The organism is Tritonibacter aquimaris (assembly GCF_009617595.1).
Taxonomy (GTDB): domain Bacteria; phylum Pseudomonadota; class Alphaproteobacteria; order Rhodobacterales; family Rhodobacteraceae; genus Epibacterium; species Epibacterium aquimaris.
This window is the reverse complement of sequence record NZ_WIXK01000002.1, coordinates 418,664-442,636: the sequence shown is the minus strand read 5'-3', so window position 1 is coordinate 442,636 and position 23,973 is coordinate 418,664. Positions and strand designations below refer to the sequence as shown.

General features: G+C 57.6%; 23 protein-coding genes. 17 read left to right on the top strand and 6 right to left on the bottom strand.

Annotation, left to right across the window (positions count from 1 at the left end; translation table 11 throughout):
- Positions 1–441 precede the first annotated feature (441 nt).
- The 4 genes from rplS to GG681_RS05680 all read left to right on the top strand — a co-directional run bounded on the left by rplS (position 442) and on the right by GG681_RS05680 (position 2,953).
- Complete coding sequence (rplS, locus tag GG681_RS05695; RefSeq protein ID WP_153545972.1) at positions 442–816, top strand: 50S ribosomal protein L19; 375 nt, start codon at positions 442–444, stop codon at positions 814–816.
- An 11-nt stretch (positions 817–827) separates the two neighbouring features.
- Positions 828–1,049, top strand: coding sequence for a 50S ribosomal protein L31 (gene rpmE, locus GG681_RS05690; protein ID WP_153545970.1), 222 nt, complete (start codon positions 828–830; stop codon positions 1,047–1,049).
- Positions 1,050–1,239: 190 nt separating this feature from the next.
- Positions 1,240–2,049 carry a division plane positioning ATPase MipZ gene (locus GG681_RS05685; protein WP_153545968.1) on the top strand — a complete coding sequence of 270 codons (810 nt, stop codon included), beginning with the start codon at positions 1,240–1,242 and terminating at the stop codon, positions 2,047–2,049.
- 16 nt (positions 2,050–2,065) lie between these two features.
- The gene (locus GG681_RS05680; protein WP_153545966.1) at positions 2,066–2,953 is read left to right on the top strand and encodes a serine hydrolase domain-containing protein; all 888 of its coding nucleotides are present in this window, start codon (positions 2,066–2,068) and stop codon (positions 2,951–2,953) included.
- A 9-nt stretch (positions 2,954–2,962) separates the two neighbouring features.
- Here GG681_RS05680 and GG681_RS05675 read toward each other — a convergent pair whose 3' ends face one another.
- Both GG681_RS05675 and GG681_RS05670 read right to left on the bottom strand, forming a co-directional pair.
- Entirely contained in the window at positions 2,963–3,709 is a 747-nt protein-coding gene (locus tag GG681_RS05675) for a hypothetical protein (protein WP_153545964.1), read from the bottom strand.
- Positions 3,710–3,829: 120 nt separating this feature from the next.
- Complete coding sequence (locus GG681_RS05670; RefSeq protein WP_153545962.1) at positions 3,830–5,077, bottom strand: adenylate/guanylate cyclase domain-containing protein; 1,248 nt, start codon at positions 5,075–5,077, stop codon at positions 3,830–3,832.
- 620 nt (positions 5,078–5,697) lie between these two features.
- Here GG681_RS05670 and GG681_RS05665 point away from each other — a divergent pair.
- The 8 genes from GG681_RS05665 (at position 5,698) to GG681_RS05630 (ending at position 13,977) form a co-directional block, all read left to right on the top strand.
- Positions 5,698–6,999, top strand: a complete 1,302-nt coding sequence (locus GG681_RS05665) for an extracellular solute-binding protein (protein WP_153545960.1) — start codon at positions 5,698–5,700, stop codon at positions 6,997–6,999.
- Positions 7,000–7,079: 80 nt separating this feature from the next.
- Complete coding sequence (locus GG681_RS05660) at positions 7,080–7,961, top strand: ABC transporter permease subunit (RefSeq protein WP_153545958.1); 882 nt, start codon at positions 7,080–7,082, stop codon at positions 7,959–7,961.
- Positions 7,962–7,972: 11 nt separating this feature from the next.
- The gene (locus GG681_RS05655; RefSeq protein ID WP_153545956.1) at positions 7,973–8,866 is read left to right on the top strand and encodes an ABC transporter permease subunit; all 894 of its coding nucleotides are present in this window, start codon (positions 7,973–7,975) and stop codon (positions 8,864–8,866) included.
- Positions 8,867–8,878: 12 nt separating this feature from the next.
- A complete protein-coding gene (ugpC, locus tag GG681_RS05650) occupies positions 8,879–9,964 on the top strand; it encodes a sn-glycerol-3-phosphate ABC transporter ATP-binding protein UgpC (protein WP_153545954.1) in 1,086 nt (361 codons plus the stop codon).
- Positions 9,961–10,815 (top strand): glycerophosphodiester phosphodiesterase family protein, encoded by an 855-nt coding sequence (locus GG681_RS05645; RefSeq protein WP_153545952.1) that lies wholly within the window; start codon positions 9,961–9,963, stop codon positions 10,813–10,815. Before ugpC ends, GG681_RS05645 begins: the two co-directional genes overlap by 4 nt.
- A gap of 17 nt (positions 10,816–10,832) precedes the next feature.
- Positions 10,833–11,750 carry an HAD-IIA family hydrolase gene (locus tag GG681_RS05640; protein ID WP_153545950.1) on the top strand — a complete coding sequence of 306 codons (918 nt, stop codon included), beginning with the start codon at positions 10,833–10,835 and terminating at the stop codon, positions 11,748–11,750.
- Between the two features lie 33 nt (positions 11,751–11,783).
- Complete coding sequence (locus GG681_RS05635; protein WP_153545948.1) at positions 11,784–12,533, top strand: DeoR/GlpR family DNA-binding transcription regulator; 750 nt, start codon at positions 11,784–11,786, stop codon at positions 12,531–12,533.
- Between the two features lie 184 nt (positions 12,534–12,717).
- Positions 12,718–13,977: a glycerate kinase type-2 family protein gene (locus GG681_RS05630; RefSeq protein WP_153545946.1), complete on the top strand. Its 1,260-nt coding sequence runs from the start codon at positions 12,718–12,720 to the stop codon at positions 13,975–13,977.
- Positions 13,978–14,040: 63 nt separating this feature from the next.
- Here the strand turns inward: GG681_RS05630 and hpaR are convergent, their stop codons facing one another.
- Entirely contained in the window at positions 14,041–14,484 is a 444-nt protein-coding gene (gene hpaR, locus GG681_RS05625) for a homoprotocatechuate degradation operon regulator HpaR (RefSeq protein ID WP_153545944.1), read from the bottom strand.
- A gap of 664 nt (positions 14,485–15,148) precedes the next feature.
- Between hpaR and GG681_RS05620 the strand changes: the two genes are divergently transcribed.
- Entirely contained in the window at positions 15,149–15,904 is a 756-nt protein-coding gene (locus GG681_RS05620; protein ID WP_153545942.1) for an ATP-binding cassette domain-containing protein, read from the top strand.
- An 88-nt stretch (positions 15,905–15,992) separates the two neighbouring features.
- Here GG681_RS05620 and GG681_RS05615 read toward each other — a convergent pair whose 3' ends face one another.
- The 3 genes from GG681_RS05615 to GG681_RS05605 all read right to left on the bottom strand — a co-directional run bounded on the left by GG681_RS05615 (position 15,993) and on the right by GG681_RS05605 (position 19,221).
- Entirely contained in the window at positions 15,993–17,588 is a 1,596-nt protein-coding gene (locus GG681_RS05615; protein ID WP_194287140.1) for a DUF4139 domain-containing protein, read from the bottom strand.
- 107 nt (positions 17,589–17,695) lie between these two features.
- Positions 17,696–18,052 carry a hypothetical protein gene (locus GG681_RS05610; RefSeq protein WP_235899734.1) on the bottom strand — a complete coding sequence of 119 codons (357 nt, stop codon included), beginning with the start codon at positions 18,050–18,052 and terminating at the stop codon, positions 17,696–17,698.
- 146 nt (positions 18,053–18,198) lie between these two features.
- Positions 18,199–19,221 (bottom strand): aspartate-semialdehyde dehydrogenase, encoded by a 1,023-nt coding sequence (locus tag GG681_RS05605; RefSeq protein WP_153545938.1) that lies wholly within the window; start codon positions 19,219–19,221, stop codon positions 18,199–18,201.
- A gap of 359 nt (positions 19,222–19,580) precedes the next feature.
- Between GG681_RS05605 and GG681_RS05600 the strand changes: the two genes are divergently transcribed.
- The 4 genes from GG681_RS05600 to GG681_RS05585 all read left to right on the top strand — a co-directional run bounded on the left by GG681_RS05600 (position 19,581) and on the right by GG681_RS05585 (position 23,875).
- On the top strand, positions 19,581–20,726 hold the full coding sequence (locus GG681_RS05600; protein ID WP_153545936.1) for a DUF3095 domain-containing protein: 1,146 nt from the start codon (positions 19,581–19,583) through the stop codon (positions 20,724–20,726).
- Positions 20,727–21,077: 351 nt separating this feature from the next.
- The gene (locus GG681_RS05595) at positions 21,078–21,458 is read left to right on the top strand and encodes a hypothetical protein (RefSeq protein ID WP_328593277.1); all 381 of its coding nucleotides are present in this window, start codon (positions 21,078–21,080) and stop codon (positions 21,456–21,458) included.
- Between the two features lie 189 nt (positions 21,459–21,647).
- Positions 21,648–23,030: a leucyl aminopeptidase family protein gene (locus tag GG681_RS05590; protein ID WP_153545934.1), complete on the top strand. Its 1,383-nt coding sequence runs from the start codon at positions 21,648–21,650 to the stop codon at positions 23,028–23,030.
- Between the two features lie 8 nt (positions 23,031–23,038).
- Positions 23,039–23,875 (top strand): C40 family peptidase, encoded by an 837-nt coding sequence (locus GG681_RS05585; RefSeq protein WP_408057655.1) that lies wholly within the window; start codon positions 23,039–23,041, stop codon positions 23,873–23,875.
- Positions 23,876–23,973 lie beyond the last annotated feature (98 nt).

The following is a 23,973-nucleotide window of genomic DNA, read 5'->3' as shown; positions in this document are numbered from 1 at the left end:
TGCATTTAACGGTTAGATCTCTATTCATCCCATCTGGCACAGACAAGTTGCTGCAACAGAGCTTACGCGAATGTGATAGCTGCTCAGCGCGGACACTACGCGCAGCCCTATGTTTCCTGCGGTGCGATTGGTTAAGATTTTCCCATTCTGCGCGCGCGGCATCGGCAACCGTTTCGCTGCGAAACCTCCTTGCAAACTTGGGCTTTTACGCCTAAACACCGCCCATCCGGGGCTTGTGATGAGTCGCCCGGATCTTTTTGTATTCGCCATGCTCCATTTCTTTCGATGGGGATAGAACGCAGAAGGCCGAGATAAAGAATTCGGATCATCTCTGGCGGGCACGGTTTCGATGCGAAACCCGTGGACCCGGTGAAGGCGCAGAGCTCTGGGACGAAAAATCACCTTCGTGGAAAAACCACGAGCAAAATAGGAGAAGGTCAGATGGATCTGATCGCACAGCTTGAGGCGGAACAAATTGCCGCCCTGGGGAACGAGATCCCCGATTTCAAAGCCGGTGACACCATTCGCGTCGGCTACAAAGTAACCGAAGGTTCGCGTTCGCGTGTTCAGAACTACGAAGGTGTCTGCATCTCTCGTAAAAACGGTTCTGGCATCGCTGGCTCGTTCACCGTTCGCAAGATTTCTTTTGGTGAAGGCGTAGAGCGCGTATTCCCGCTGCACTCCACCAACATCGACAGCATCACCGTTGTACGCCGTGGTCGCGTCCGTCGTGCGAAGCTTTACTACCTGCGTTCGCGCCGTGGTAAATCCGCACGTATTGCTGAAGACACCAACTACAAGCCCAAAAAAGCCTAAGGAGTGGTTCAATGAAAGCCGATACACATCCCGACTACCACTTCATCGACGTCAAAATGACCGATGGCACCATCGTCAAAATGAAATCCACCTGGGGCGCCGAAGGCGACCAGCTGGCGCTCGACATCGATCCTTCGGTACACCCGGCCTGGACCGGTGGCTCCACCCGTCTGATGGACGCCGGTGGCCGCGTATCCAAGTTCAAAAAGAAATACGAAGGTCTGGGCTTCTAATCAGCCGACCTTATGGTTTCGCATCGAAACGTCGCTCCCTTTGGGGCGGCGTTTTTCGTTTGTGGGCAGATGATTACGATCCGATCAATAATCCACCGTAGTTTTCGCCTGCAATCTTCCCCTTTGATTCACAACAAGCTATGGTTGGTCACAACAAAGTTTCTGCAATATCTGGGGTAACGGGGCAGTCATGGCGCATATCATCGTTGTGGGGAACGAAAAGGGCGGTGCCGGCAAATCAACCGTGTCTATGCATGTGGCCACAGCACTGGCGCGCGCGGGGCATTCGGTGGCGGCGCTCGACATGGATCTGCGGCAGCGTTCGCTGGGGCGCTATCTGGAAAACCGCAAGGCTTTCATCGCGGACACCGGCATCGATCTGCCTTTGATTGAAATGCATGAGCTGCCGGAAATCGACGAAACCACCCTTGGCCCCGGCGAAAACGCTTATGATCACCGCCTGTCCGCCGCCATTTCCGAGCTGGAGCCACGGGTTGATTTCATCCTGATCGACTGCCCCGGCTCTCATACCCGGCTCAGCCAGGTGGCGCACTCATTGGCGGACACGCTGATCACCCCATTGAATGACAGTTTTGTGGATTTCGACCTGCTGGCCCGCACCGACCAAAAAGGCGAAAAGATCCTTGGCCCGTCGGTCTATTCCGAAATGGTGTGGAACGCGCGCCAGCTGCGATCGCAGGCGGGGCTAAAACCGATCGACTGGATCGTGATACGCAACCGGGTTGGCACCCAGCGCATGGTCAACAAGGAAAAGATGGAACGCGCAGTAAAGATGCTGTCAAAACGCATCGGCTTTCGGGTTGCGCCGGGCTTTTCCGAGCGGGTGATCTTCCGCGAGCTGTTCCCACGCGGGCTGACCCTGCTGGATCTAAAAGACATCGGCGTCAAACAGCTCAATATCTCCAATGTGGCAGCACGTCAGGAGCTGCGTGATATGCTTAAGGCTCTGGAGCTGCCAGAGGTTAAGATCGACATCTAATCTGCACGAGGGATACATGGTCGCGCATCACGCCTTTCTGATCACAGAAACCGGTGAGGCGGTGCGCTCTGACTGCCCTGATGCGCTGTTTCCCTATTGGAGCTTTACCAAAACCGTGCTGGCGATCTGCGCGTTGAGGCTGGTGGAGCGTGGCAAGCTTGAGCTGGATGCGCCGCTGGTGGGGCAACGCTATAGCCTGCGTCAGCTGATCAACCATTCGGCGGGGCTGCCTGATTATGGCCAGTTTCCCGAATATGGCGCGGCGGTGCGCGCAGGTGGCCCGGCCTGGCCCCGGCAACAGATGCTGGATGTGGCGCGGTCGCGGGGGATGTTGTTTGAACCCGGTGATGGCTGGTCTTATTCCAACGTGGGCTACATGTTCCTGCGTGAGCTGATTGAGGCGACATGCGGGCAACCTATTGGTGACGTAATCCAGCAAGAGATCACCGAACCGCTTGCACTGAAAAGCGTGGAATTTGCTGAAACCCAAGCACAATTTGTCAGGCTGCATTGGCCTGAGGCCGCAGATTATGATCCGAACTGGGTCTATCACGGCTGTCTGGTCGGCACCGCCGCAGATGCCTGTCGGCTGCTGGATGCGCTGTTTCGTGGCCGGTTGTTGCAGCCAGACACAGTGATGCAAATGACGCGCACCACCCCTTTGGGTGGCCCATTGCCGGGGCGACCCTGGGCAGAATGTGGTTATGGGTTGGGGCTCATGGCGGGAACGGTCAACGGGCTTGGCCGGGTGATGGGGCATTCCGGCGCGGGGCCGTTTTGCGTAAACGCCGTCTATCATTTCCCGGATCTGGATCAGCCGATCACCGCGGCCTGTTTTGGCCCCGGCTGCGAAGAAGGACCTGTGGAATTTGGGGTGACAGCGATCGCGGCTGAATTCACCTAAACGCTGCCGTCAACACAGCGCCGCGCGCCGTGAAGCCTGACGGAAACGAAACCCTGCCAGCAGCACAATCACCAGCCCCAACAGATAGGCCAGCGCGACCTGTGACCGGCTGAACCAGGGTTCAAACAGAACCAGCGCGCCGCCATCGGGCAACGCAACCGTTGTTTCCCCCACAAAGCCGCTGTCATCATATTGGCGCAGCTTGACCGTGATCGCGCTACGGCCGGTTTTGGGGAAATCCAGCTGCACCGGGGCATTGGGCGCCACATTGAGGAAAATCCCACCGTAATAGGCGGTCATGCGTTCGGGCACCTGATCTTCGGGGGCAATAAACACGCCGCACACCGAGGTGGAGAGTATGCCATCAAACGGATCTGAAAACGGCAAGGCCGAGGCGTTGGGGTGCAGCATCATCGACATGGGATCAAAGATGGCTGCGGTACCACCCACTGCGCCGCTGACGGCAGCAAAGACATCATCGGCCAGCTCAAAGCTGCCATCACGCTGGAAATCATCCAGTGGCAGCTTGCCATCATCGCTGAAGATAATGCTGAGATCGGTGCCCAGCAGCGGCTCCATCTGATCCACCGGCAGTGCAAGAAAGAACGAAAGCTCTTGATCGCTGCGTTCCACAATGACCCGCAGATCTGCGTCCTGCGGCGTGACCGGTATTGCGGCCTTGGGGTCAGCCAGAGGGTCAGCCTGGGCGCACACAGCCAGCAGGCTGAACAGCAGCAGATAGATATAGCGGACCACGGGCCCTCTCCCAGATACAGCGTAGGATTCGTTGCGCCACCATAGCGGCGATTGGAACCCCGCTGCGATACCCAAATGGTCGCAGATGCTGCGCGTGCATGGCCCAAGGCGCAGCGCGCGTCACTCACACTGGTCGGGGCAGTAGATGGTATAAAGCTCAATCGGTTTGGAGACCCCGCGCAGCATATAGCGCCCCAGCGACACCAGATCATGGGGGCTGTCACCTGCCACGCGCTGCACATCTTCTGAGACAATAATATTGCGCCCAACCGAGGTGTGCATGTCAGAGAGGCGTGCGGTGAGGTTCACCGCCGGGCCAATCACGGTGAAATCAAGCCGGTTGTCCGCGCCGATATTGCCGTAGTGAATACTGCCCGCGTGCAGCGCCAGGGTGAAATCGGTGACCGGCAGCCCGTCATTGCTGCGTTCCTGATTGCGTTGGCGCACCTCGGCCCCAAGGGTGGTTGCAGCATCGAGCGCGGCCTTGGCATCTGCCTCCAGATCGCCAAGATCAAAGATCGCCATAATGCCATCGCCCATGAATTTGAGGATATTGCCGCCCTTGGCCTGAATCGCGGCAACCGCGAGGCCGAAGTAGTCATTGAGCATCTCAATCAGCGCGGGGCCTGGGATCTGTTCGGCCAAGCCGGTGAAATCGCGCAGATCAAACAGGCAGATCACCGCATTGATTTCGCGCGAGGAGCCGCGCTGGATCTCTCCCGAAAGCACCCGCTGCCCGGCATCACGCCCCAGATAGACCTTGAGCAGATCACTGGCCATGCGCCGGTTGGCCGAGGATTTCAGCGCCAGCCCCAGATGCGGCAGGCTGAGTTCGATCAGGCTCATGTCGGAATCGGAGAACCCACCGCTGCGATTGGTCGAAAGGCTGAGCAGCACACCTTCGGCGATGGTTTTGGTGGTCTCAAGCGTCCAGACCTCATCAGAGAATTTGAGCCGCTTCACCAGATAGTCGGTGGCGCCGCGATCGTGCAATGACACAAGCAGCGGGAAATCACGGTATTCGCTGCCCTGCTCCAGATCAAAGCGCAGATCATACAGACCGCGCTCAATGAGATGGTAGAGCGGGCTTTGCAGCCAGTCATCCGACGGGGTTTCCGTATATTCAAACACCTGCGAGGTGACGCCCTCATCTGCCATCCAGTTGAAGCCGATATTGCCGTAGCGCGGGTGATAGGCGCGCTGACCCAGGAAAAAGCGCCAGAGCGGCACACCAAGATCCACCATGCGGTCGCAATAACCCTGCAGCAGCTCTTCCTGACTGGCGCCTTTGAGACCACGATCCACCAACCAGGTGATCACTGACTGCACCCGCACGGCGTCTTCCAGCTGATGGGCTTGCTGCTGCATCCCTTGGCTCCCTCGTCCTTGTGACCCGTTCACAGTTTACTACGCGCCGAACGCGAACAGCCTGCACATCTCATAATAGACCTGCGGCGACAACAATCAGCACTTCGCGTTCACGGGGACGTTAACACAAAAAATTCACATATGCCTCGCGCAGCAGATGTGCGGAAATGTTCACTATTGCTCATATGAACATAGGCACACTTATCAACCACGCAATTTCAACGGCGTATCCAGGCTGAGATCCCAGCCCATCATTCGCAAACCAACAGAGACGATTCGAAGGATCGACATCAACTTTGGCAAATGAACCGAAATAACGCGTACTCTGCGCCATTTAGAAGAATAGAATCACCAATTCGATCACAGTTGTTTTCGATTTTTTTCCTTCATACGCAGAGCTTTGACCAATTGGTAAAATTCAGTCCCAACGTAACTTTTGGGCGAAATTCCAACCAGACTTGACGGTTTACTTAAAAAATGTCCAAGTGAGCGGCACATAACTTCACATGAACGTCACACAAGTTGCTTAATGGGCCGTTTTGTAGGTGACGCAAACACCACACCAATTGTCACAGGGGACCGCTGCGGCCGCTCGCCCAGCCTGGTCGAAGGAGATAGAAATGAATCTGAAGTCCGTACTGACGGCCTCCGTCTTCACTTTCGTGAGCACCGCAGCATTTGCTGACAAAACCGAAATCGAATTCTGGCACGCCATGGGCGGTCGTCTGGGTGAGGTTGTGAACGAAATCGCAACCGATTTTAACGCCTCCCAGGACGACTATTCCTTGGTTCCTGTCTACAAAGGCAACTATGAAGAAACCCTGACCGCAGGCATCGCAGCCTTCCGTGCGGGTGAACAGCCTGACATCATCCAGGTGTTTGACGCTGGCGCCGCCACCATCATCGGCGCAAAAGGCGCGGTGATCCCGGCACAGGATCTGCTGGTCAACAATGGCGTAGCGTTTGACGCCAACGACTATATCTCTGGCGTGCGCAACTTCTATGCGGACACCGAAGGCAAGATGGTTGGCATGCCGTTCAACTCATCCACGCCGATCCTTTATTTCAACGAAGACGCGCTGAAAAAAGCTGGCGTATCGGCGCCTAAGACCTGGGAAGAGTTCCAGTCTGTGACCGCGCCCGCGCTGAAAGAAGCTGGCTACACGCCGCTGGCACAGTCGCACCTGCCATGGATCTTTACCGAAAACTTCATGTCGCGCCACAACCTGCCGTTTGCAACCAACGACAACGGCTATGGCGACGGTGAGACCAAGATCCTGGTGAACAACGACGCGATCAAGTCCCACTTCACCGCAGTTAAATCCTGGCTCGACGATGGCCTGTTTGGCTATTACGGCACCGGCTGGGGCGACAACCAGAAACCATTCGAGCAGGGTGACGTTGCCATGTGGCTCGGCTCTTCCGGTTCTTTTGGTGGTCTGGCCAAAACCGTTGAGTTCCCCTTCTCCGCGACCTACCTGCCCTATTGGGAAGGTGTAAACGCAGAGCCAACCAACACCTTTATCGGTGGCGCGGCGCTGTTTGCGATGGCTGGCAAATCGGCTGAAGAAAACAAAGCAACCGCTGAATTCTTCCGCTTCCTGACCTCGCCTGAGACCCAGTATTACTGGCACAAAGAAACCGGTTATGTGCCGATCACCAACGCTGCCTATGAGCTGGCAAAAACCGACGGCCACTATGACCGCGCGCCTGCTGCTGAAATCGGCATCAAACAGCTAACCCTGCCTTCTGGTGAAAACACCAAAGGTTACCGCATGGGTTTCTATGTTCAGGTGCGTGACGTGATGAACCGTGAATATGGCAAGATCCTGGCTGGTGAAACATCTGTAGAAGATGCGTTCAAAACCATCGAGGAAGACGCCAACAAGCTCTTGGCACGTTTTGCCAAAACCCAGGGCTAATTTAAGCCCCACCCCCACGCGGCGGACCAGCAATGGTCCGTCGTTTTTTTGTAAAGCGCCTGCCCCTTAGGGAGACAAGAATGAAGCGTGTGCAATTCTCTCGACCGCTGTTTCCGTATCTGTTGCTGATACCGCAGCTGTCGATCATCATGTTGTTCTTTTACTGGCCTGCGGCCGAGGCGATCCGATCGTCGTTTTATCTGGAAGACCCGTTTGGATTTGGCTCCACCTTTGTGGGGTTCGACAATTACCGCGATGTGGTTTCAGGCTCTGAATATGGCAATATCGCCCAGTTCACCCTGATTTTCACAGTATTGGTGGCGTTCTTTTCGCTGGCCTTAGCGCTGCTTTTGGCGGTGAAGGCCGATAACATCATTCGCGGGGCCAAATCCTATCGGATCTTTTTGATGTGGGTTTACGCCATTGCGCCCCCGGTTGCGGGGCTGATGGGGATCTTGCTGTTTGACCAAAGCCTTGGGCCGCTTACCCATCTGGCGGGTTTCTTTGGCTGGGATCTGAAAATTGGCGTGGATTACTGGGATACCGCCACGGCGATCATTATGATCTCGGTGTGGAAACAGATCCCGATCAATTTCATCTTCTTCCTTGCGGGGCTGCAGTCGATCCCGCGCAGCGTGCGCGAAGCGGCGATCATTGATGATCCCTCATCGGTAAGCCGGTTCTTTTCGATCACCTTCCCGCTGCTGGCGCCAACCGGTTTTTTCCTGCTGATCATCAATATCACCTACGCGCTGTTTGACACGTTTGGCATCATCGACATCGTGTTGAAGGGCGAGCCGGGCAACAACCCGATCACGCTGGTCTACAAGGTGTTTTTGGATGGGTTCCGCGGCAATGATCTGGGTGGATCCTCGGCGCAGTCGGTTATCTTGATGGTGCTTGTTTTGGTGCTCACCGTGTTCCAGTTCCGATTTATGGAACGCAGAGTCCACTATAACTGAGGCGTGTAGAAATGACTGTAATAGAGACACATACCACCACCCCTCGGCGCCGCAAAAGAGCGATCAAATGGCGGCTGGTGGGCGATCATGCCATCCTGATTGCCGGCTCGCTTTTGATGCTGTTGCCGGTGTTGATGGTGCTGACCACCTCAAGCTTTGACAATGTGACCATCCACAAAGAAGGCATCCAGTTCTTCTTTGGTGACAAGCTGTTGGAGAACTACGACAAAGCCATGTTTGAAAAAGGTGGCTTTACCAAGACCGTTGATGGCGCGCGGATGCTGATGAATTCTTTCATTCTTGGCATTGGATTTGCCGTGGGCAAGATCGTGATTTCGATGATGGCGGCCTATGCGATTGTCTATTTCCGCTTCCGCTTTGGCACCATTGCGTTTTGGATGATTTTCACCACGCTGCTGCTGCCGCTGGAAGTGCGCATTCTGCCCTCCTATGAGGTGGTGCAATCGCTGGGCATGCTGAACACGTTTCCTGGCCTGATCATTCCGCTGATTGCCTCGGCCACTGGCACATTCTACTTCCGCCAGTTCTTTAAATCGGTGCCCGAGGAGCTGTTGGAGGCTGCGCGCATTGATGGCGCGGGGCCGCTGAAATTCTTTGTCGATATTCTGGTGCCGCTGAGCCAGACCATGATTGCGGCGATGTTTATCATCATGTTTGTCTTTGGCTGGAACCAGTATCTGTGGCCCACATTGATGACCACCGATGAGAGCATGTTCACCCTGGTGCGCGGGATCAAACAGATTATGCAGGTCTGGATCGGCGCCAATATCCCTGATTATGGCCTTGCGATGGCCTTGGCGATCATCGCCATGACACCGCCGGTTGCCATCGTGATTTTCTTCCAGAGCTGGTTCGTGAAGGGCCTGACGGAATCTGATAAGTAAGGACCCTGTGAAATGGCAAATGTCACACTCGACACCGTTCGCAAGACATATCCCAATGGCTATAAGGCCGTGCATGGGGCGGATTTTCAGATCCAGGATGGCGAATTCATCGTGCTGGTTGGCCCGTCGGGCTGCGGTAAATCCACCCTCTTGCGGATGATCGCCGGGCTGGAAGATGTCACCGAAGGCGACATTCTGATCGATGACGTGGTGGTCAACGATGTGGATCCGGCGCGCCGCGATATTGCAATGGTGTTTCAGAACTACGCGCTTTATCCGCATATGAGCGTGCGCCAGAACATGGCCTATGGATTGAAAAACCAGCGCATGGCCAAGTCTGAGATTGATGCGCGCATCACAGCAGCGGCACGCACCCTGCGTCTTGAGGAATATCTTGATCGCAAGCCTGGCCAATTGTCGGGTGGTCAGCGCCAGCGCGTTGCCATGGGCCGCGCCATTGTGCGCCATCCCAAGGTCTTCCTGTTTGATGAGCCGCTGTCCAACCTGGACGCAAAGCTGCGCACCCAGCTGCGCGCAGAGCTGAAAGCGCTGCACAAACGTCTGGGGGCAACATTTGTTTATGTGACCCACGATCAGGTTGAAGCCATGAGCCTTGCCGATCGCATCATCATCATGAGCGCAGGCAAGATCGAACAGATCGGCACCCCGATGGATCTCTATCTGCGCCCGGCGTCCCGGTTTGTGGCGGACTTCATCGGCAGCCCGGCGATGAATATCCTACAAGGTACGCTGGATGCGGAGCAGCAGTCTGTTACCCTGACCGATGGGTCGTCGCTGCGCCTGCCAATGGTAGCGGATGCCGCTGCAGGCACGATGGTTGATGTGGGCGTGCGCCCAGAACACCTGGAAGCGGTTGCGGCTGAGGCAGCACAGTTCCAGCTGAAGGTTGATTTTGTCGAACAACTTGGCGCGGACACAGTGGTGCATGGGATGCAGAACGGTGCAGACACCACGCTGGCGCTGCGGCTGAGCGGCATTCACGCGCCGGATGCAGGATCGGTGCTGTCGCTGGCGTCAAGCGCAGAACATCTGCATCTGTTTGACAGCAACAGCGGCGAACGGTTGACGGCAAGATGAACAAGCCTTTGATCTTTGGCCATCGCGGTGCGCCCGCGGCCCTGCCGGAAAACACATTGGCCGGGTTTCAGCACGCAATTGACGTGGGGGCCGATGGCATTGAGCTGGATGTGTTCCTGACCCGCGACGGCGTGCCGGTGGTGACCCATAATGCGCATCTTCTGGCGGACACCACCCGCGGGCCAGACGGGTGCTGGCTTGAAGGGACAGGGCCCGCAATTGCGGATCTGACCCTGGATGAGCTGCAACGCTTTGACGTGGGCGGCTGCCATCCTGAGGGGCCACACGCGACAAAGCACCCACATCAGGAGACATTGGGTTTTACCCCAGTGCCCACATTGGCAGCGGTGCTGGAACTGATCGCAGATCACCCGGTTGAGATCCTGGTAGAGCTGAAACACACCCCCGATGACACGCTGTGCGCCAAAGAATTTGTGGCCAAGATTGCCGCGCTGGTGGCGCAGCACGGCTTGATTGAAAAAAGCTATGTACATGCGTTCAACTGGCAAATTCTGTCAGCGGCGGCAGAAATCGCGCCGGATTGGCGACGCTCATACCTGAGCTGTTCGCCTGCGATCTATCCGGATGGATCACTGTATCGCGGTTCTCCCTGGCTGGATGGGTTGCCGCATGAACCAGCAACACTGCTGCCTGCGCTGGCGGCACGTGGTGCGGCGTTGTGGTGCCCGCATTACAAGGATCTGGACGCAGAAAGTCTGCGCATCGCCCATGACAATGGGCTGCGGGTGATGACCTGGACCGTGAATGATACAGCAGCCATCACGGCGGATATTCAGCGCGGCGTTGATGGGATTGTCACCGATGACCCCAAGACGGCCTTGACGCTTTAACGCGGGAATATTACGCGATGTGCACCCCCTTACCCAGCTCGCTCTCCCCCAGCCAGGCATTTGATCGTTATGAGGCCATCCGCCACCGCCTGCCAAAGGCAGCGGCACCCGGTGCGGCAACATCGGTGGCAGATCTGGGCGCGGTGAGCGCCGAATATGATGCCTTTGTGTTTGATGCCTATGGGGTGCTCAACGTAGGGGAGCGCCCGGTGGCAGGCGCCCGAGACCGGGTGGATGCGCTGCGTGCGCAAGGAAAACATGTGCTGGTGCTGACCAATGCCGCCAGTTTCAACCGCGCTGAGACGCTGGAAAAGTTTCAAAAGCTTGGTTTTGACTTCAGCGCCGATGAGATCATTTCAAGCCGCGCCGTTTGTGAACAGCATCTGGGCGCGGTGAATGGGGTTGCTCGCTGGGGCGTGGCCGCGCCTGCGGGGTTTGACCCATCCGATCTGCCGGTGGAGGCCGAAACCCTGGGTGATGACGCGGCCATTTATGCGGATGTGGATGGGTTCTTGCTGCTGTCCAGCGCAGAGTGGACAGCAGCGCGCCAAACCTTGCTGGTGCAAAGCCTGAGATCCGCGCCGCGCCCGCTGGTGGTGGCAAATCCCGATCTGGTGGCCCCGCGCGAAACTGGCCTGACGCTAGAGCCCGGATTTTACGCCCATGCGGTGGCAGATACGCTGGGGCTGGACCCACAGTTTCACGGCAAGCCGTTTCCCTCGGTCTATGATGAGGTTGAACGGCGGCTCGCGGGCATTCCGCCCGCGCGTATCGCAATGATTGGCGACACGCTTCACACCGATGTTTTGGGCGCACAGGCGCGCGGCTGGGGCAGCGTGTTGATCTGCGATCACGGGCTGTTTGCCGGGCTGGATGTGAGACCCTTTATCACCCAAAGCGGCATCAGCCCGGATTGGATTGCCCCCTCGATCTAGCCTCAGGGGCAGAAAACACGTAGAAGGCGCGCTATGGCGGAGATGAACGACAGACAGCGCGAAATTGTGGAACGGTTGCGGAGCTCGGGCCAGCAGTCGATCAACCAGCTTGCTGAATATTTTGGCGTGGCCACGCAGACCATCCGGCGCGATATCAATGACCTGTGTGATCAGGGACTTGCGCGACGGGTACACGGCGGTGTTGCGCCGCCTGCCAACCCGGTCAATCTGAATTTTCGCGCCCGTTCGATCCTGAATGAAGACCCCAAACGTCGCATTGCCACGGCAACCGCGCAGATGATCCCGCCGGGGGCCACGGTCCTGCTGGGGATTGGCACCACGGTGCAATATACGGCTGAGGCGCTGCTCAATACTGCTGACATCACGCTGGTGACCAATAATCTGGAAGTGGCCACATTGGCCTGCAGCGTGGACCACTGTGAAGCCCATGTGGTGGGTGGCCAACTCAGGCTGGAAGATCGTGATCTGGTCGGCGCAAGCACATTGGAAGGCTATCGCCGCTTTGTTGCGGATTTTGGCATTATCAGCTGCGGTGCGCTGGACCCGGATTATGGCATTCTGGACTACAAGCAATTTGACGCAGAGGTCAGCAACACCATCCGCGCGGCGGCGCGCAAAACCATTCTGGTGGCGGACAGCAGCAAATGGGACAATAAGGCGAGCAACCGTGTCGGCGATTTTACCTCTGTTGACCATTTCATCACCGACGCCTTACCCAAAGGGCAGGATTGGGGCTATTGCCCGCTGTCTTTGGTCGGGTGAAACCCGCCTGAGCTGTGACCGCTCGCAGGCAGACAGGTGATCATTTGCAATCTTATGCTTTCACGTCTCGCAAAAACATGCATAGCTCAGGCCAAGCGCTCCGGGAGCGCTATCGCTCCAACATCTGAGTGGACCTGCAATCCCGTTGATGAGTTGCAAGCGATCGTATTTCCAAGAGGGCAAGATGACCGATCTCAAACAATCTGCGCTTGATCTGTTTCAGGTAGGTGTTGACCGCGCCGATCCCGCCCGGGCCCTGCGTCAGCAGCTTATCCATGAACCGCTGCCGCAGCCGGATGAGGGCGGATGCCTTTTTGTGGTGGCCATCGGCAAGGCCGCGGCCCCCATGATGCGCGAAGCACTAAGCCAAATCACCACCGAGGTGCAGGCGCTGGTGGTGACCAATCCGGAAAACAACCAAGAGATCGACGGCGCTGAGGTCTTGCTGGGCAATCATCCGGTGCCGGATGAAACCAGCGCGTGCGCCGGGCGCGCGGTGCTGGATTTTGTTGGCCGCGCCCGTGCACAGGATCGGGTGATTGCGCTGATTTCCGGCGGCGGCTCTGCGCTGGCGGTGGCTCCTAGCGCCGGGCTGACGCTTGAAGATAAATCCATCGTCAACCGGCTCTTGCTGGGGGCGGGTCTTGATATCACCCAGATGAACCTGGTGCGTCAGCAGCTTTCGGAGCTGAAAGGCGGCGGCTTGCTGCGCCAGGCCGCACCCGCGCCGGTGACGGCCTATATTCTATCGGATGTGGTGGGTGATGATCTGCGCGCTATTGCCTCGGGCCCCACGGTGGCGGCGATTGCGGATCGCCAGGCCGCGCGCGATTTGCTGGAACGTGCTGACCTTTGGAATGACACGCCAGAGGCTGTTTGCGCACATCTATCTGCCCCCGTGGGCAGCGCGCTCCGCCCCAGCGCACGCAATATGCTGGTGGGGAGCAACCGTTTCAGCCTGGAGGCGGTGGCATCAGCGGCACGTGCCAATTGGGAGACCACAATCGTTTCTCATGCATTGGAGGGCGATGTGAAGGATGCGGCGCGCGAGATTGTAAAGGCGGCCCAGAACAGCCCCGAAAACCGCCCAATCGCCCTGCTGTGGGGTGGCGAAACAACGGTGCAGCTGCGTGGCACCGGGCTGGGTGGCCGCAATCAGGAGCTGGCGCTGCGGGTGGCGCAGATGGGCGCAGATCTAATTCCGGGCAACTGGGTGTTTCTGTCGGCGGGCACCGATGGCCGCGATGGTCCAACCGATGCGGCCGGCGGTATTGTCACCCGGCGCAGCTGGCAAAACATCAAAGATGCAGGTCAGGATCCCGAGGCGCTTTTGGACAATAATGACAGCAATGCAGCACTGGCTGCCGCACGTGCGCTGGTGATAACTGGCGGCACCGGAACCAATGTGGCAGATCTGCAGATTTTCCTACGCCTGCCCGACTAAGATACAGAAACGATCTGTGCCCCAACGGGGCACGAGCGGTGCCTCGTTTGAAACGCGGGCTATTTAATGCTCGCCCTCTGGCTCTTCATAAAGCTCATTGAGCAGATCCAGCAGCAGATCATAGCGTTTGGGGCCAAGCTTTTGTTTGCTCTCAGCTGCAAGCGCGAGCGCCGCATCGATATTCTCGGCGATCAACGCGCGCCCTTCATCAGTGATGCTGATCATCTGACGGCGGCGATCGACGTTGTGTTTCTCACGCGTGATTAGATGTTTTTCTTCCAGCTTCTGCAAGATCCTGGTCAAGCTTGGCATCAAGAGGCAGGCCCGTTCAGAAATCTGCGTCGGGTCAATTGCTGCATTCTCTTCAACAACGCGTAAAACGCGCCACTGCTGTTCGGTGACACCTGAACTGTTCAAAATGGCGCGCATCGGTCCCATCACATGTTCACGTGCGCGCAACAAAGCAATGGGAAGTGATCGGGACGTACGGGGTAAACGATGAGGCATAGGTAATTATTGCCAGTTTGTTCGGCAATGGCAATTCAATTAAACACCGTGTCGATACTTTTTTGACCACCCCCCTTAATTAAACCCAAATCCAAAATGCGCCATTTCCAAAACCAACAAAACAAACTGATAATAAAATTTTAACTACGTATTTTCGCGCAATTGACCCTATGTTCGCAGCCCTTCTAATCTGATTGAAAGTAAAGATCAAAAATCAACCCTTGATAATAATCACACTAACAGAAGCAATAATACGCAAAGCGACACGTTTGAACCTCGCCGGACCACAACAGATCAACGGCGATCACGGCCGGAAATTATGGCGCAATATCAGTATCAAACGACCCAACCTTGCCAACACCGCGCATCTTTCTGGAGGACACATTACGTTTTGCGGAGCATGTCGCGAACATTCCTTTCAGTAAACTCCCTCCGGGAAAATCCCACATAGAAGCTTCCAATTCAAAGTAAACTGCAAAAGCAAAAGCCAATTTCAGAACTTCACCAGAAGGCAAAACAACGCTCCAAATGAGCGCGCAGACAAAACCACCATTAAAAACCCAACGCGTTTCACAACGCCCATTTTCGCCTAACCCGCCAATACCGCAATAAAATTGCGCGTAGAATAAAGCCTACTCTGCGCAGCGTCTCAGAAGGAGACCCCATGACTTCAGCACTGCTCAGCATCAATAAACTTACAGCGCGGTTTGGCGAGCATGTCTCTTTGAACCAGATCAGTTGTGAGTTTCCGGTGGGCAGTGTGACGGCGGTTCTGGGGCCAGAGGGGGCCGGGAAAGAGACCCTGTTTCGGCTGATTTCCGGTGAACGGCGCGCCAGTGCGGGCCGTATCTGCCTTGCAGGACGTGATCTGAGCCCGCTGCCCGCATCGCTGCGCAGGCGGGCGGGGATCATGCGGGCACCGGGGGCAATGGTGGCTGAACTTTCACTTTGGGACAATCTGCACCTGATGATGCAGGCGCGGTCGTTGCCCCATGCCTGCATGTGGCGCCAGACGAGCCATCACAAGGCCATGGTTGCCCGTGCCAATCAGTTGCTTGAGCAGCTTCAGCTGCGTGACAGGCGCAATGTCAGGGTTTCAGAACTGTCACAAGCCGAGCAGCGTAAGTCAGAGCTGGCAATGCTGCTAACGCTGGATCCGCTGGTTTACATGCTTGATGATCCCACCCGGGATCTGGGGCCAGAAGATCGCTCGGTGGTGGTGTCACTGCTCAAGGCGCTCAAGACACGTTGCAACCGCGTTTTGCTGCTGCTTGGCCCGCCGCTGGATGTGGCCCGCGCCGTAGCGGATCACGTTGTGCTGCTGCGCAAAGGCCAAATTGCGCAACAAGGAACAACAGATGCACTGCTGCCCGGCCAATATAGCCCCCGCTGCGCGCAGCCAGAGCTGACGTACAGCTAGGCAAAATGCAACCGCGCCGACCCGTTAGGGGCGGCGCCCGGCCCAAGGGTTTTGGATCACAGATCCAAAACGGGCGGGAGCGCCTGCCTTATCTTAGCACCTTGCCATCGGGCCAACGCAGGCTGTGCTCCAGCGTGATCAGCTGCTGCTCCCCCGCCTTCAGCACCAGATCCCAGGCCAGAATGCCGCGCTGTTTGTCCAGGTTTTCAACGCTCACTGGTGGCTCGGCCTGCCAGCTGATCTCCAGATCTTCCTGCTCGCCATAAGGCACCCGATCAATCACCCGCAGATCCCAGGCCCGCGCGGTCTGGTTGATCACTTCAATCTCCACCTGCTGCGCCTGCAGGTTCTGGCGCGAAATCACCCCACGGTCACCCTCTGTCTGCTGCACCACGTCACGTTTCAGGCTGAGACCATGTATCGGCCCAAAGCCAAGGCTGGCGATGCCGCCCGCGGGAAGTTCTGCAAAATCAGCAAAGCTCACCAGCGATCCATCAACAAAATAGCCAACCTCATCCGCCGCCAGCAGATGTTCACCCAGGGTGTTTTCCACCTCAACCACGCGGTAGGCTTTTTCATCGCGCAAAGGCACCGCCACGGCACTAAGGCGCGCGGGCAGGACGCGTGTATCCATCGCAATCTCCACCTGATCGCCGCCGCTTTGGACGCTGACAGGATGAGACAGATGATAGGTCACGCCAACGCTGTTGTGCTGGGTGACAAAGCCTTCTGCGCTTTCAACAATGATCGGTTCTGCCATAGCAGGCGCCATTGCATCAGCCGCGTATTTGCTCAGACTGCGAACCTGTTGCGGATCTTCAAACCGGCGCAACTGAGGATAAAGTAGTGAAGGCGCGTTCTGCGCATCGGGCAGCTGGGTTGACAGGGTCAGGGCAATATCGCGCCAGTTTTCACCGGTATCTTGCTCAACCCGCACCCCGCGTTTCAGGGTCAGCTGCACCTCAGGCTCTGTTTTGAGCTCAAGCGCGTAACTTGGCTGCCAGCTGCCGCGGTCATCAAAATAGCGCAGATCAACAGACACAAGACCCGCCTGCGCCACATCAAGTTCCAACACCACATAGGCGCGCTGGCGGCGTTCATTTGACGCCTCCTGCAAAATCAGCGCCGCATCCTCGCGGGCGCGCTGCAATGCCGGCAACCCTTCAGCCAGGGTGCGCGCCTGCGCCTCAGCATTGATTTGACGGCTGCGGGCCGCTGTGGCCTCGCGTCCCACCAGCGCGCTGATTTCGCTCACAAAGGCGGGCGTTTCCACCCCCTCCCCCAGACGATCGAGAAACCGCATTTGGCTTGCGGCAGCTTCGGCAATGGCACGTATGGCAGCAATTTCATCTGTGAGGGTCGCGATGTTTTCTTCTGCCTGCTGCAGGTTTTCACGCGCCGCACTCAAGGCCGCACTTTCTGGCACCGCACGCAGGCCAGCCCCCCAGCGCATTGTCAAAAGATCCGCGCCGCCAATATCAACACGCATCGCTTGCGCCTCTTCGGCCAGACCCAACACAACAAGCTGATGGCGCCCCTGAGGCAGCGCAATCTCGGCGCTGCGGGTTATTTCGGCAAATCCGGGAAACAGCACCACGGACTGCGGTGTGCTTAGGGTTTCAAATTCATCGGCCCCGGCGGTTGCCGCCCAGGCCATCAAAATCGCAGCAAGACATCTCAACATAATCGCGCTCCTGTTATGGGGGCAGGATAGCGACTGGGCAAAAAAGAAAAAGGTGCCGCAAGCGACACCTTTCCCCAACGATCGGCACATATGAGCGTTTGGCGAAGTTAGCCGATCACCCAGCTGTTCCACAAATTGCTTTCGAGCGAGGCTCCAAACTCGCGCTCTAGCTGGGCCAGTGGAAACCCAAGAAACCCGGTAGAGCAGATGTCGACGCGGCTCAAACTGTCCACCAGTCGCAGACGACCCTGCTCTACCTTCAAGCTGAAACCCTTATTGCGGAGGGCTCGACGCAAAGCGCTCCAGCTGTCAGCGTTTTCAAAATCGGCTCGCAGGTAGATACGCAGCTGTGTGGCCAATTCGGTATCCAGGCGATTGCCTACCCGCGCTGCCGCATAGGCGGTCTGGCGCATGGAATGGGATTCCTTTGAGGGGCGTTCCAGGATGGCGAGGTTGCTGAACATTGCGTTTCTCCGTTTGAGCCGATCGTTGATGACCCCACCTTGGCTGACCCCCGGATGAAAACACAGATCCGCAAAAGAAGAGGGGGCGGCTCTTCTGGAGCGCCCCCTATCCTTTTGGTTGTGTCGAGCTGGCCTTTGCCGCCAGATCAGCCTTTTTTCAGCACTTCGCGGCCCAGGAGTTCCGCGATCTGTACCGCATTCAGCGCCGCGCCTTTGCGCAGGTTGTCGCTGACGCACCACAGGTTCAGGCCGTTTTCAACGGTCGAATCCTGACGCAGGCGGCTGATAAAGGTTGCAAAATCACCCACACATTCTTTGGGGGTGACGTAGCCACCGTCTTCGCGCTTGTCGATCACCATGATGCCCGGCGCTTCGCGCAGGATGTCGCGCGCTTCGTCTTCGTCGAGGAACTCTTCGGTCTCGATGTTCACCGATTCTGAGTGGCCCACAAACACAGGGACACGCACGCAGGTTGCGGTCACTTTGATCGAGGTGTCGATGATCTTCTTGGTCTCGGCGACCATTTTCCACTCTTCTTTGGTGGAACCATCATCCAGGAACACATCGATATGCGGGATCACGTTGAACGCAATCTCTTTGGTGAACTTGGTCGGCGGAACATCTTTGGTGGGGTTATAAACCGCTTTTGTCTGTTCCCACAGTTCTTCCATCGCTTCTTTGCCGCCGCCCGACACTGACTGGTAGGTCGAGACAACAACCCGTTTGATCTTGGCGCGATCATGCAGCGGCTTCAGCGCCACAACCATCTGCGCGGTTGAACAGTTGGGGTTGGCGATGATGTTTTTGTTTTTGTAGCCATGAACCGCTTCGGGGTTCACTTCTGGCACGATCAGCGGGATATCAGGATCGTAGCGATAGAGCGACGAGTTATCGATCACCACGCAGCCAGCCGCAGCCGCTTTGGGCGCGAATTCCTTGGTTGCAGCAGAGCCCACAGCAAACAGCGCCATGTCCCAGCCGGTGAAATCAAAGGTCGCCAGATCCTGGGTCTTTAGGGTCGTTTCGCCAAATGTGACTTCGGTGCCCAAAGATCTGCGGCTCGCCAGAACTGCAATTTCTTCGACCGGAAACTGGCGCTCGGCCAGAATGTTCAGCATTTCGCGGCCCACATTGCCTGTGGCACCTACGACAACGATACGATAACCCATTTTGTTTCTCCAGATATGCCCGACCTCATGGTCGGCGCGCTTGTCTTACTGACAATCCAACAGCAGTTAAAGAGTGCGCACAGGGGGGAAACCGGGGTATGCACACATAATTGTATCGCTTTTGGGCAAATCGTACCAAATGCATGCAGAAATCCACACATAAAACGGCACATTTCGCGACACAATTGGCAAAACTGCGATTCCCACTCTTGGCAGACAGCGGGGACGATCCCCACTATAATGGAGCACGCTGGGCGTCTCGCCGCCTGTCACCTGTATCCGCCCGACAGTATACGCCTGATTGTTTCCGCCTGACTGTATCCGCCTGACTGTATCCGCCTGACTGAGCCGGTTTTACCATGCCACAGCCCACCTCATCCTTTTATGCAGATTTGCCGCCGATCCGCGCCTTTGATGCGCTGGCGGATGCCGCAAGCTATACGCCCCTGCCCGATGATTGGGTGATCTGTTGCAGCGATATTGTTGACAGCACCGGCTTAAGCGCGCGCGGAGAGTATAAAACCGTCAACACCGTAGGCGCGGCAGTGATCAGCGCAATGACAAACGCGCTCAGCTCGGTGCAGTTTCCCTATGTGTTTGGCGGCGATGGCGCGTCATTTGCAGTGCCGCCGGATCAGGCGGATCTGGCGCACGAAACCTTGGCCAAACTGCGCGCCTGGGTCGACCGGGAATTTGCCATCACATTGCGCGCGGCCATGTTGCCGGTGAAATGGATCCGGGACGAAGGCCAGGATGTGCAGGTGGCGCGCTATGCGGTGACGCCCCATGTGGAATACGCAATGTTTCGCGGCGGCGGTCTGGCCTGGGCTGAGCATCAGATGAAACAGGGCGCCTATGAAATCCGCCCCAGTGGTGATGCTGAGGCACCGGATCTTAGCGGACTGTCTTGCCGCTGGAAGCGGATCAAATCCCACAATGGCGTTATCCTTTCGCTGCTGGTGCTGCCAGCAGAGGACGTGCATCCGGATCGATTTGGCGCGGTAGCCAGCGAACTGCTGGAGCTGGCGCGGGGTCTGGAACGCGAAGGCCACCCGCTGCCCAGCCGAGGGCCAGAGATCGCGTTCTCGCTCAAAGGGTTGTCGGTTGAGGCGCGGATCAGTCGCATGACTGTGCCGCTTCTTTGGGCCAAGCTGCGGCTGCTGTTGGTGTCAATCTTCACCTGGATTGTGCTGCGGTTCAAACTGCCGGTCAAAGGCTTTGACCCTGCCCATTATCTGCGCACGCTGTCATTAAATGCAGATTTTCGCAAATTCGACGATGGGCTGAAAATGACGCTCGATTGTGACCTTGAGACGCGCAACCGTCTGCAGGCGCTGCTCAATCAGGCGCGTGACGCCGGGGTGGTGCGATTTGGCTGGCACGAACAGGATGAAGCTCAGGTGACCTGTATCGTGCCCTCGGCCTTTCGCGATGATCACATCCACTTTGTTGATGGTGCTGCGGGTGGATATGCCGAAGCGGCGCGCGCATTGCGGCGCCTCTGAGAGGGCGCGCGCCACCGTCTCAGCTTTGTGACCAATGGGAACAGACGCGGGCACGCAAACCGTTTGATTGTGCTGCACGAAAGCGCGCGCCCGCGTTCAGATCACGCCGCAAAACCCCGGCTAAGTATCTGTAATACATTCAATTTACGGAACCCAAAATTCCAAAATTCAGCGCTGCCAGCACAGAAAACCGCTGCTTTGCAAGAGGTTTCATATCGGAATCATCCGCTCCAATAAGGTGCATTGTCAGTAAATTCGAAAGATTTCACATGTGGATAGAAACCTTTTGCAAACGCTTAAGGCCCAAATTGGTTTCGTGCCGTGGGGGCACATGAATTTGGGGTAAATGTGGTGGCTAATATTCTCACTGTTGTGCACACAGAAAATGTGCACTTAGATCCTGACAAACTGTCAGACCTCTACAAGGAATTGGGAGCACGCGGCGCAGAAGATGTTGTCTGCCGTGCGATAGAGGAACTGGCGGTACGTCTGACCCATTGTGAACGCCTTTGGCGGCATGATGATATGGTAAACCTGCGCAAAAGCGCGCGCTCTTTGATAGCAATTTCAGAGCAGGTCGGCATGGTCGCAATGTCAAACATTGCATCAGATGTCACCAGCGCGATTGACAGCGAAGATGGGGCAGCGGTGGCTGCAACCCTGTTCCGCCTGATCCGGGTCGGGGAGCGTTCCCTGACCGCGATCTGGGATCAGCACGACCTGTCGGTCTAAACCGTTTCCCTGTGGGGTAACATTCAAAACACTGTGGTAATCCGACGCCCTGACATCTGTCAGGGCATGGGAGGTTGCGCCAAAACGCCGGGATCGGCGATGTGTCTCGGGCTCTGGCCGCGGGGCCTTGCGGCGTGGCGTCAGCACGTTACTCTGGCGCGCAATAGAATTTCAGACCGGAGCCTCTTTATGACCTGTGCCTTTGCCGCGGATGCAACCTCCGCAATTCCGCTTCATGTGGTTGATCAAGACGGCTGTGCCAGCTGGCTCGAAACCCAGCCGCAGCTGGTGCAAAACTGGGCCGCCACCAATGGGTTTAACGGCGCGTTGGGACAGGCCCTGCTGCTGTCAAACGCAGATGGCGAAGTTGCGCAGGCGCTGGTGGGCTATGGCAGCGACAAAAGCCGGGCGCGGGCGCGTTTCACCCTGGCGGCGGCGGTCGCAAAACTGCCTGCGGGCAGCTATCAGATCCAATCTGGCCTGCCCGCCGAAGATGCCGCGCGCGAATCGCTTGGCTGGTTGCTGACCGGCTATGCCTTTGATCGCTATAAGAATCAAAGCGGCACCTCTGCCCGTCTTGTTGTACCCGAAGGGGTGGATGCGGCGGCGGTGGAACGTCAGGCGCAATCGGAATGCCTGACCCGCGATCTGATCAACACGCCCGCAGCGGATATGGGGCCAGATGCGTTGGAAGAAGCCGCGCGCAAGCTCGCCGATCAGTTTCAGGCAGACATATCCGTGGTGGCCGGGGACGATCTGCTGGCGCAGAATTTCCCGATGATCCACACGGTTGGGCGCGCAGCCGCACAGGCGCCACGGCTGATTGAACTGCGCAAAGGCAACAGCGGGCCCAAGCTCACACTGGTGGGCAAGGGCGTGTGTTTTGACACGGGCGGGCTCAACCTCAAGCCCGGTGGCAGCATGGGGCTGATGAAAAAGGATATGGGCGGCGCGGCCAATGTGCTGGGGCTTGCGCATCTCATCCTGGCCTCAGAACTGCCAGTGCAGCTGCGGGTGCTGATCCCTGCGGTCGAAAATGCGGTGGCAGGCAATGCTTTCCGCCCAGGTGATGTCTTGACCGCGCGCGATGGCAAAACGGTTGAGATCAACAACACCGACGCCGAAGGCCGTCTGGTGCTGGCGGATGCACTGGCGCTTGCCCGCGAAGAAGACAGTGATCTGGTGATTTCAATGGCCACATTGACCGGCGCTGCGCGGGTTGCCGTTGGTCCGGATCTGGCACCGTTTTACACCGATAGTGATGCGGATGCAGCAGCGCTGGCACAAGCCGCGCCCCTGCAGGGCGATCCGGTCTGGCGGATGCCGTTTCACACGCCATATGAGGCTATGATCGAGCCACAGATTGCCGATCTCGACAATGCGCCCGCTGGTGGGTTTGCGGGCTCGATCACGGCGGCGCTGTTTTTGCGTCGGTTTGCAGGTGATGCGCGCTATATGCATTTTGATATCTATGGCTGGTGCCCAAGCGCCAAGCCCGGCCTTGCTAAAGGTGGGCTTGGCCAGGGGGTGCGCGCGATCTTTGCCGCGCTGCCGGATATGTTGAAACTGTGAGCGCGCCCATAACAGACCGCCGCCTGCTGCCGCGAAACGCGCGGGTGGCGGCGGCGGCGCTGCCGCAAGAGCTGATCACCACGCAGACCCGCGTGGCAGGCACACGCGCCACCGTGCGCGTGCCGGTGGCGGATCTGCTGCGCGACCCTGATGGCGCGCGCGATCGTCAGCTGTTGCTCGGGGAAGAAGTCTGCGTCTATGAACGTCGCGCGGGCTGGGCCTTTGTGCAGGCCGCGCGCGATAGCTATGTGGGCTATCTGCGCGAGGACACTTTGGGCGCATATACGGCCGCAACCCACTGCGTCAGCGCGGCTGCGACCCATGTCTATGATGCGCCTGATTTCAAAACCCGCGAACAGCTGGCGCTGAGCTTTGGTAGCCAGCTGACTGTGGTGAATGATGCGGATGCACGGTTTGTTGAGACCAGCCTTGGCTATGTGCCCCGCGCCCATCTCAGGCCGCTGAGCGCGCTAGAGCAGGATCCGGTTGCAGTAGCCGAGCGCTTTCTCGGCACGCCTTATCTTTGGGGCGGCAACAGCCGGTTTGGCATCGATTGTTCGGGCCTTGTGCAGGCGGCCTATCTCTCCTGTGGCTGGGCCTGTCCGGGCGACAGTGATCAGCAGGAACGGGCCTGTGGCGCGGCCGCGACGCAGGGATATCAGCGCGGTGATCTCTTGTTTTGGAAAGGCCATGTGGCACTGGTGCGCGATCAAGCCACGCTGATCCACGCCAATGCGTATCACATGGCCACAGCCATCGAAGGGGTCGAGGCCGCAATCACCCGCATCAAAACGCAGGGCGATGGCGATGTGACGTCGCATATTCGCCCGTTTGCGCTGATTTAGGGGTTTCGGATCGCTGCGCGATCCGACCAGCGCGGGCCCTGCGGGCCCGCGCCCCCCAGCATCCATGCACAGCATCATCTATACCGTGACAGCCTGCT

Excerpts from the sequence above, each read along its gene's own strand:
- GG681_RS05680 (WP_153545966.1), top strand. The coding sequence starts at position 2,066 with ATGGTCGCGCATCACGCCTTTCTGATCACAGAAACCGGTGAGGCGGTG.
- GG681_RS05600 (WP_153545936.1), top strand. The coding sequence starts at position 19,581 with ATGCCACAGCCCACCTCATCCTTTTATGCAGATTTGCCGCCGATCCGC.
- GG681_RS05605 (WP_153545938.1), bottom strand. The coding sequence starts at position 19,221 with ATGGGTTATCGTATCGTTGTCGTAGGTGCCACAGGCAATGTGGGCCGC.
- GG681_RS05590 (WP_153545934.1), top strand. The coding sequence starts at position 21,648 with ATGACCTGTGCCTTTGCCGCGGATGCAACCTCCGCAATTCCGCTTCAT.
- ugpC (WP_153545954.1), top strand. The coding sequence starts at position 8,879 with ATGGCAAATGTCACACTCGACACCGTTCGCAAGACATATCCCAATGGC.
- GG681_RS05685 (WP_153545968.1), top strand. The coding sequence starts at position 1,240 with ATGGCGCATATCATCGTTGTGGGGAACGAAAAGGGCGGTGCCGGCAAA.
- GG681_RS05630 (WP_153545946.1), top strand. The coding sequence starts at position 12,718 with ATGACCGATCTCAAACAATCTGCGCTTGATCTGTTTCAGGTAGGTGTT.
- GG681_RS05620 (WP_153545942.1), top strand. The coding sequence starts at position 15,149 with ATGACTTCAGCACTGCTCAGCATCAATAAACTTACAGCGCGGTTTGGC.
- GG681_RS05645 (WP_153545952.1), top strand. The coding sequence starts at position 9,961 with ATGAACAAGCCTTTGATCTTTGGCCATCGCGGTGCGCCCGCGGCCCTG.
- GG681_RS05660 (WP_153545958.1), top strand. The coding sequence starts at position 7,080 with ATGAAGCGTGTGCAATTCTCTCGACCGCTGTTTCCGTATCTGTTGCTG.
- GG681_RS05670 (WP_153545962.1), bottom strand. The coding sequence starts at position 5,077 with ATGCAGCAGCAAGCCCATCAGCTGGAAGACGCCGTGCGGGTGCAGTCA.
- rplS (WP_153545972.1), top strand. The coding sequence starts at position 442 with ATGGATCTGATCGCACAGCTTGAGGCGGAACAAATTGCCGCCCTGGGG.
- hpaR (WP_153545944.1), bottom strand. The coding sequence starts at position 14,484 with ATGCCTCATCGTTTACCCCGTACGTCCCGATCACTTCCCATTGCTTTG.
- GG681_RS05635 (WP_153545948.1), top strand. The coding sequence starts at position 11,784 with ATGGCGGAGATGAACGACAGACAGCGCGAAATTGTGGAACGGTTGCGG.
- rpmE (WP_153545970.1), top strand. The coding sequence starts at position 828 with ATGAAAGCCGATACACATCCCGACTACCACTTCATCGACGTCAAAATG.
- GG681_RS05610 (WP_235899734.1), bottom strand. The coding sequence starts at position 18,052 with ATGTTCAGCAACCTCGCCATCCTGGAACGCCCCTCAAAGGAATCCCAT.
- GG681_RS05640 (WP_153545950.1), top strand. The coding sequence starts at position 10,833 with ATGTGCACCCCCTTACCCAGCTCGCTCTCCCCCAGCCAGGCATTTGAT.
- GG681_RS05615 (WP_194287140.1), bottom strand. The coding sequence starts at position 17,588 with ATGTTGAGATGTCTTGCTGCGATTTTGATGGCCTGGGCGGCAACCGCC.
- GG681_RS05665 (WP_153545960.1), top strand. The coding sequence starts at position 5,698 with ATGAATCTGAAGTCCGTACTGACGGCCTCCGTCTTCACTTTCGTGAGC.
- GG681_RS05655 (WP_153545956.1), top strand. The coding sequence starts at position 7,973 with ATGACTGTAATAGAGACACATACCACCACCCCTCGGCGCCGCAAAAGA.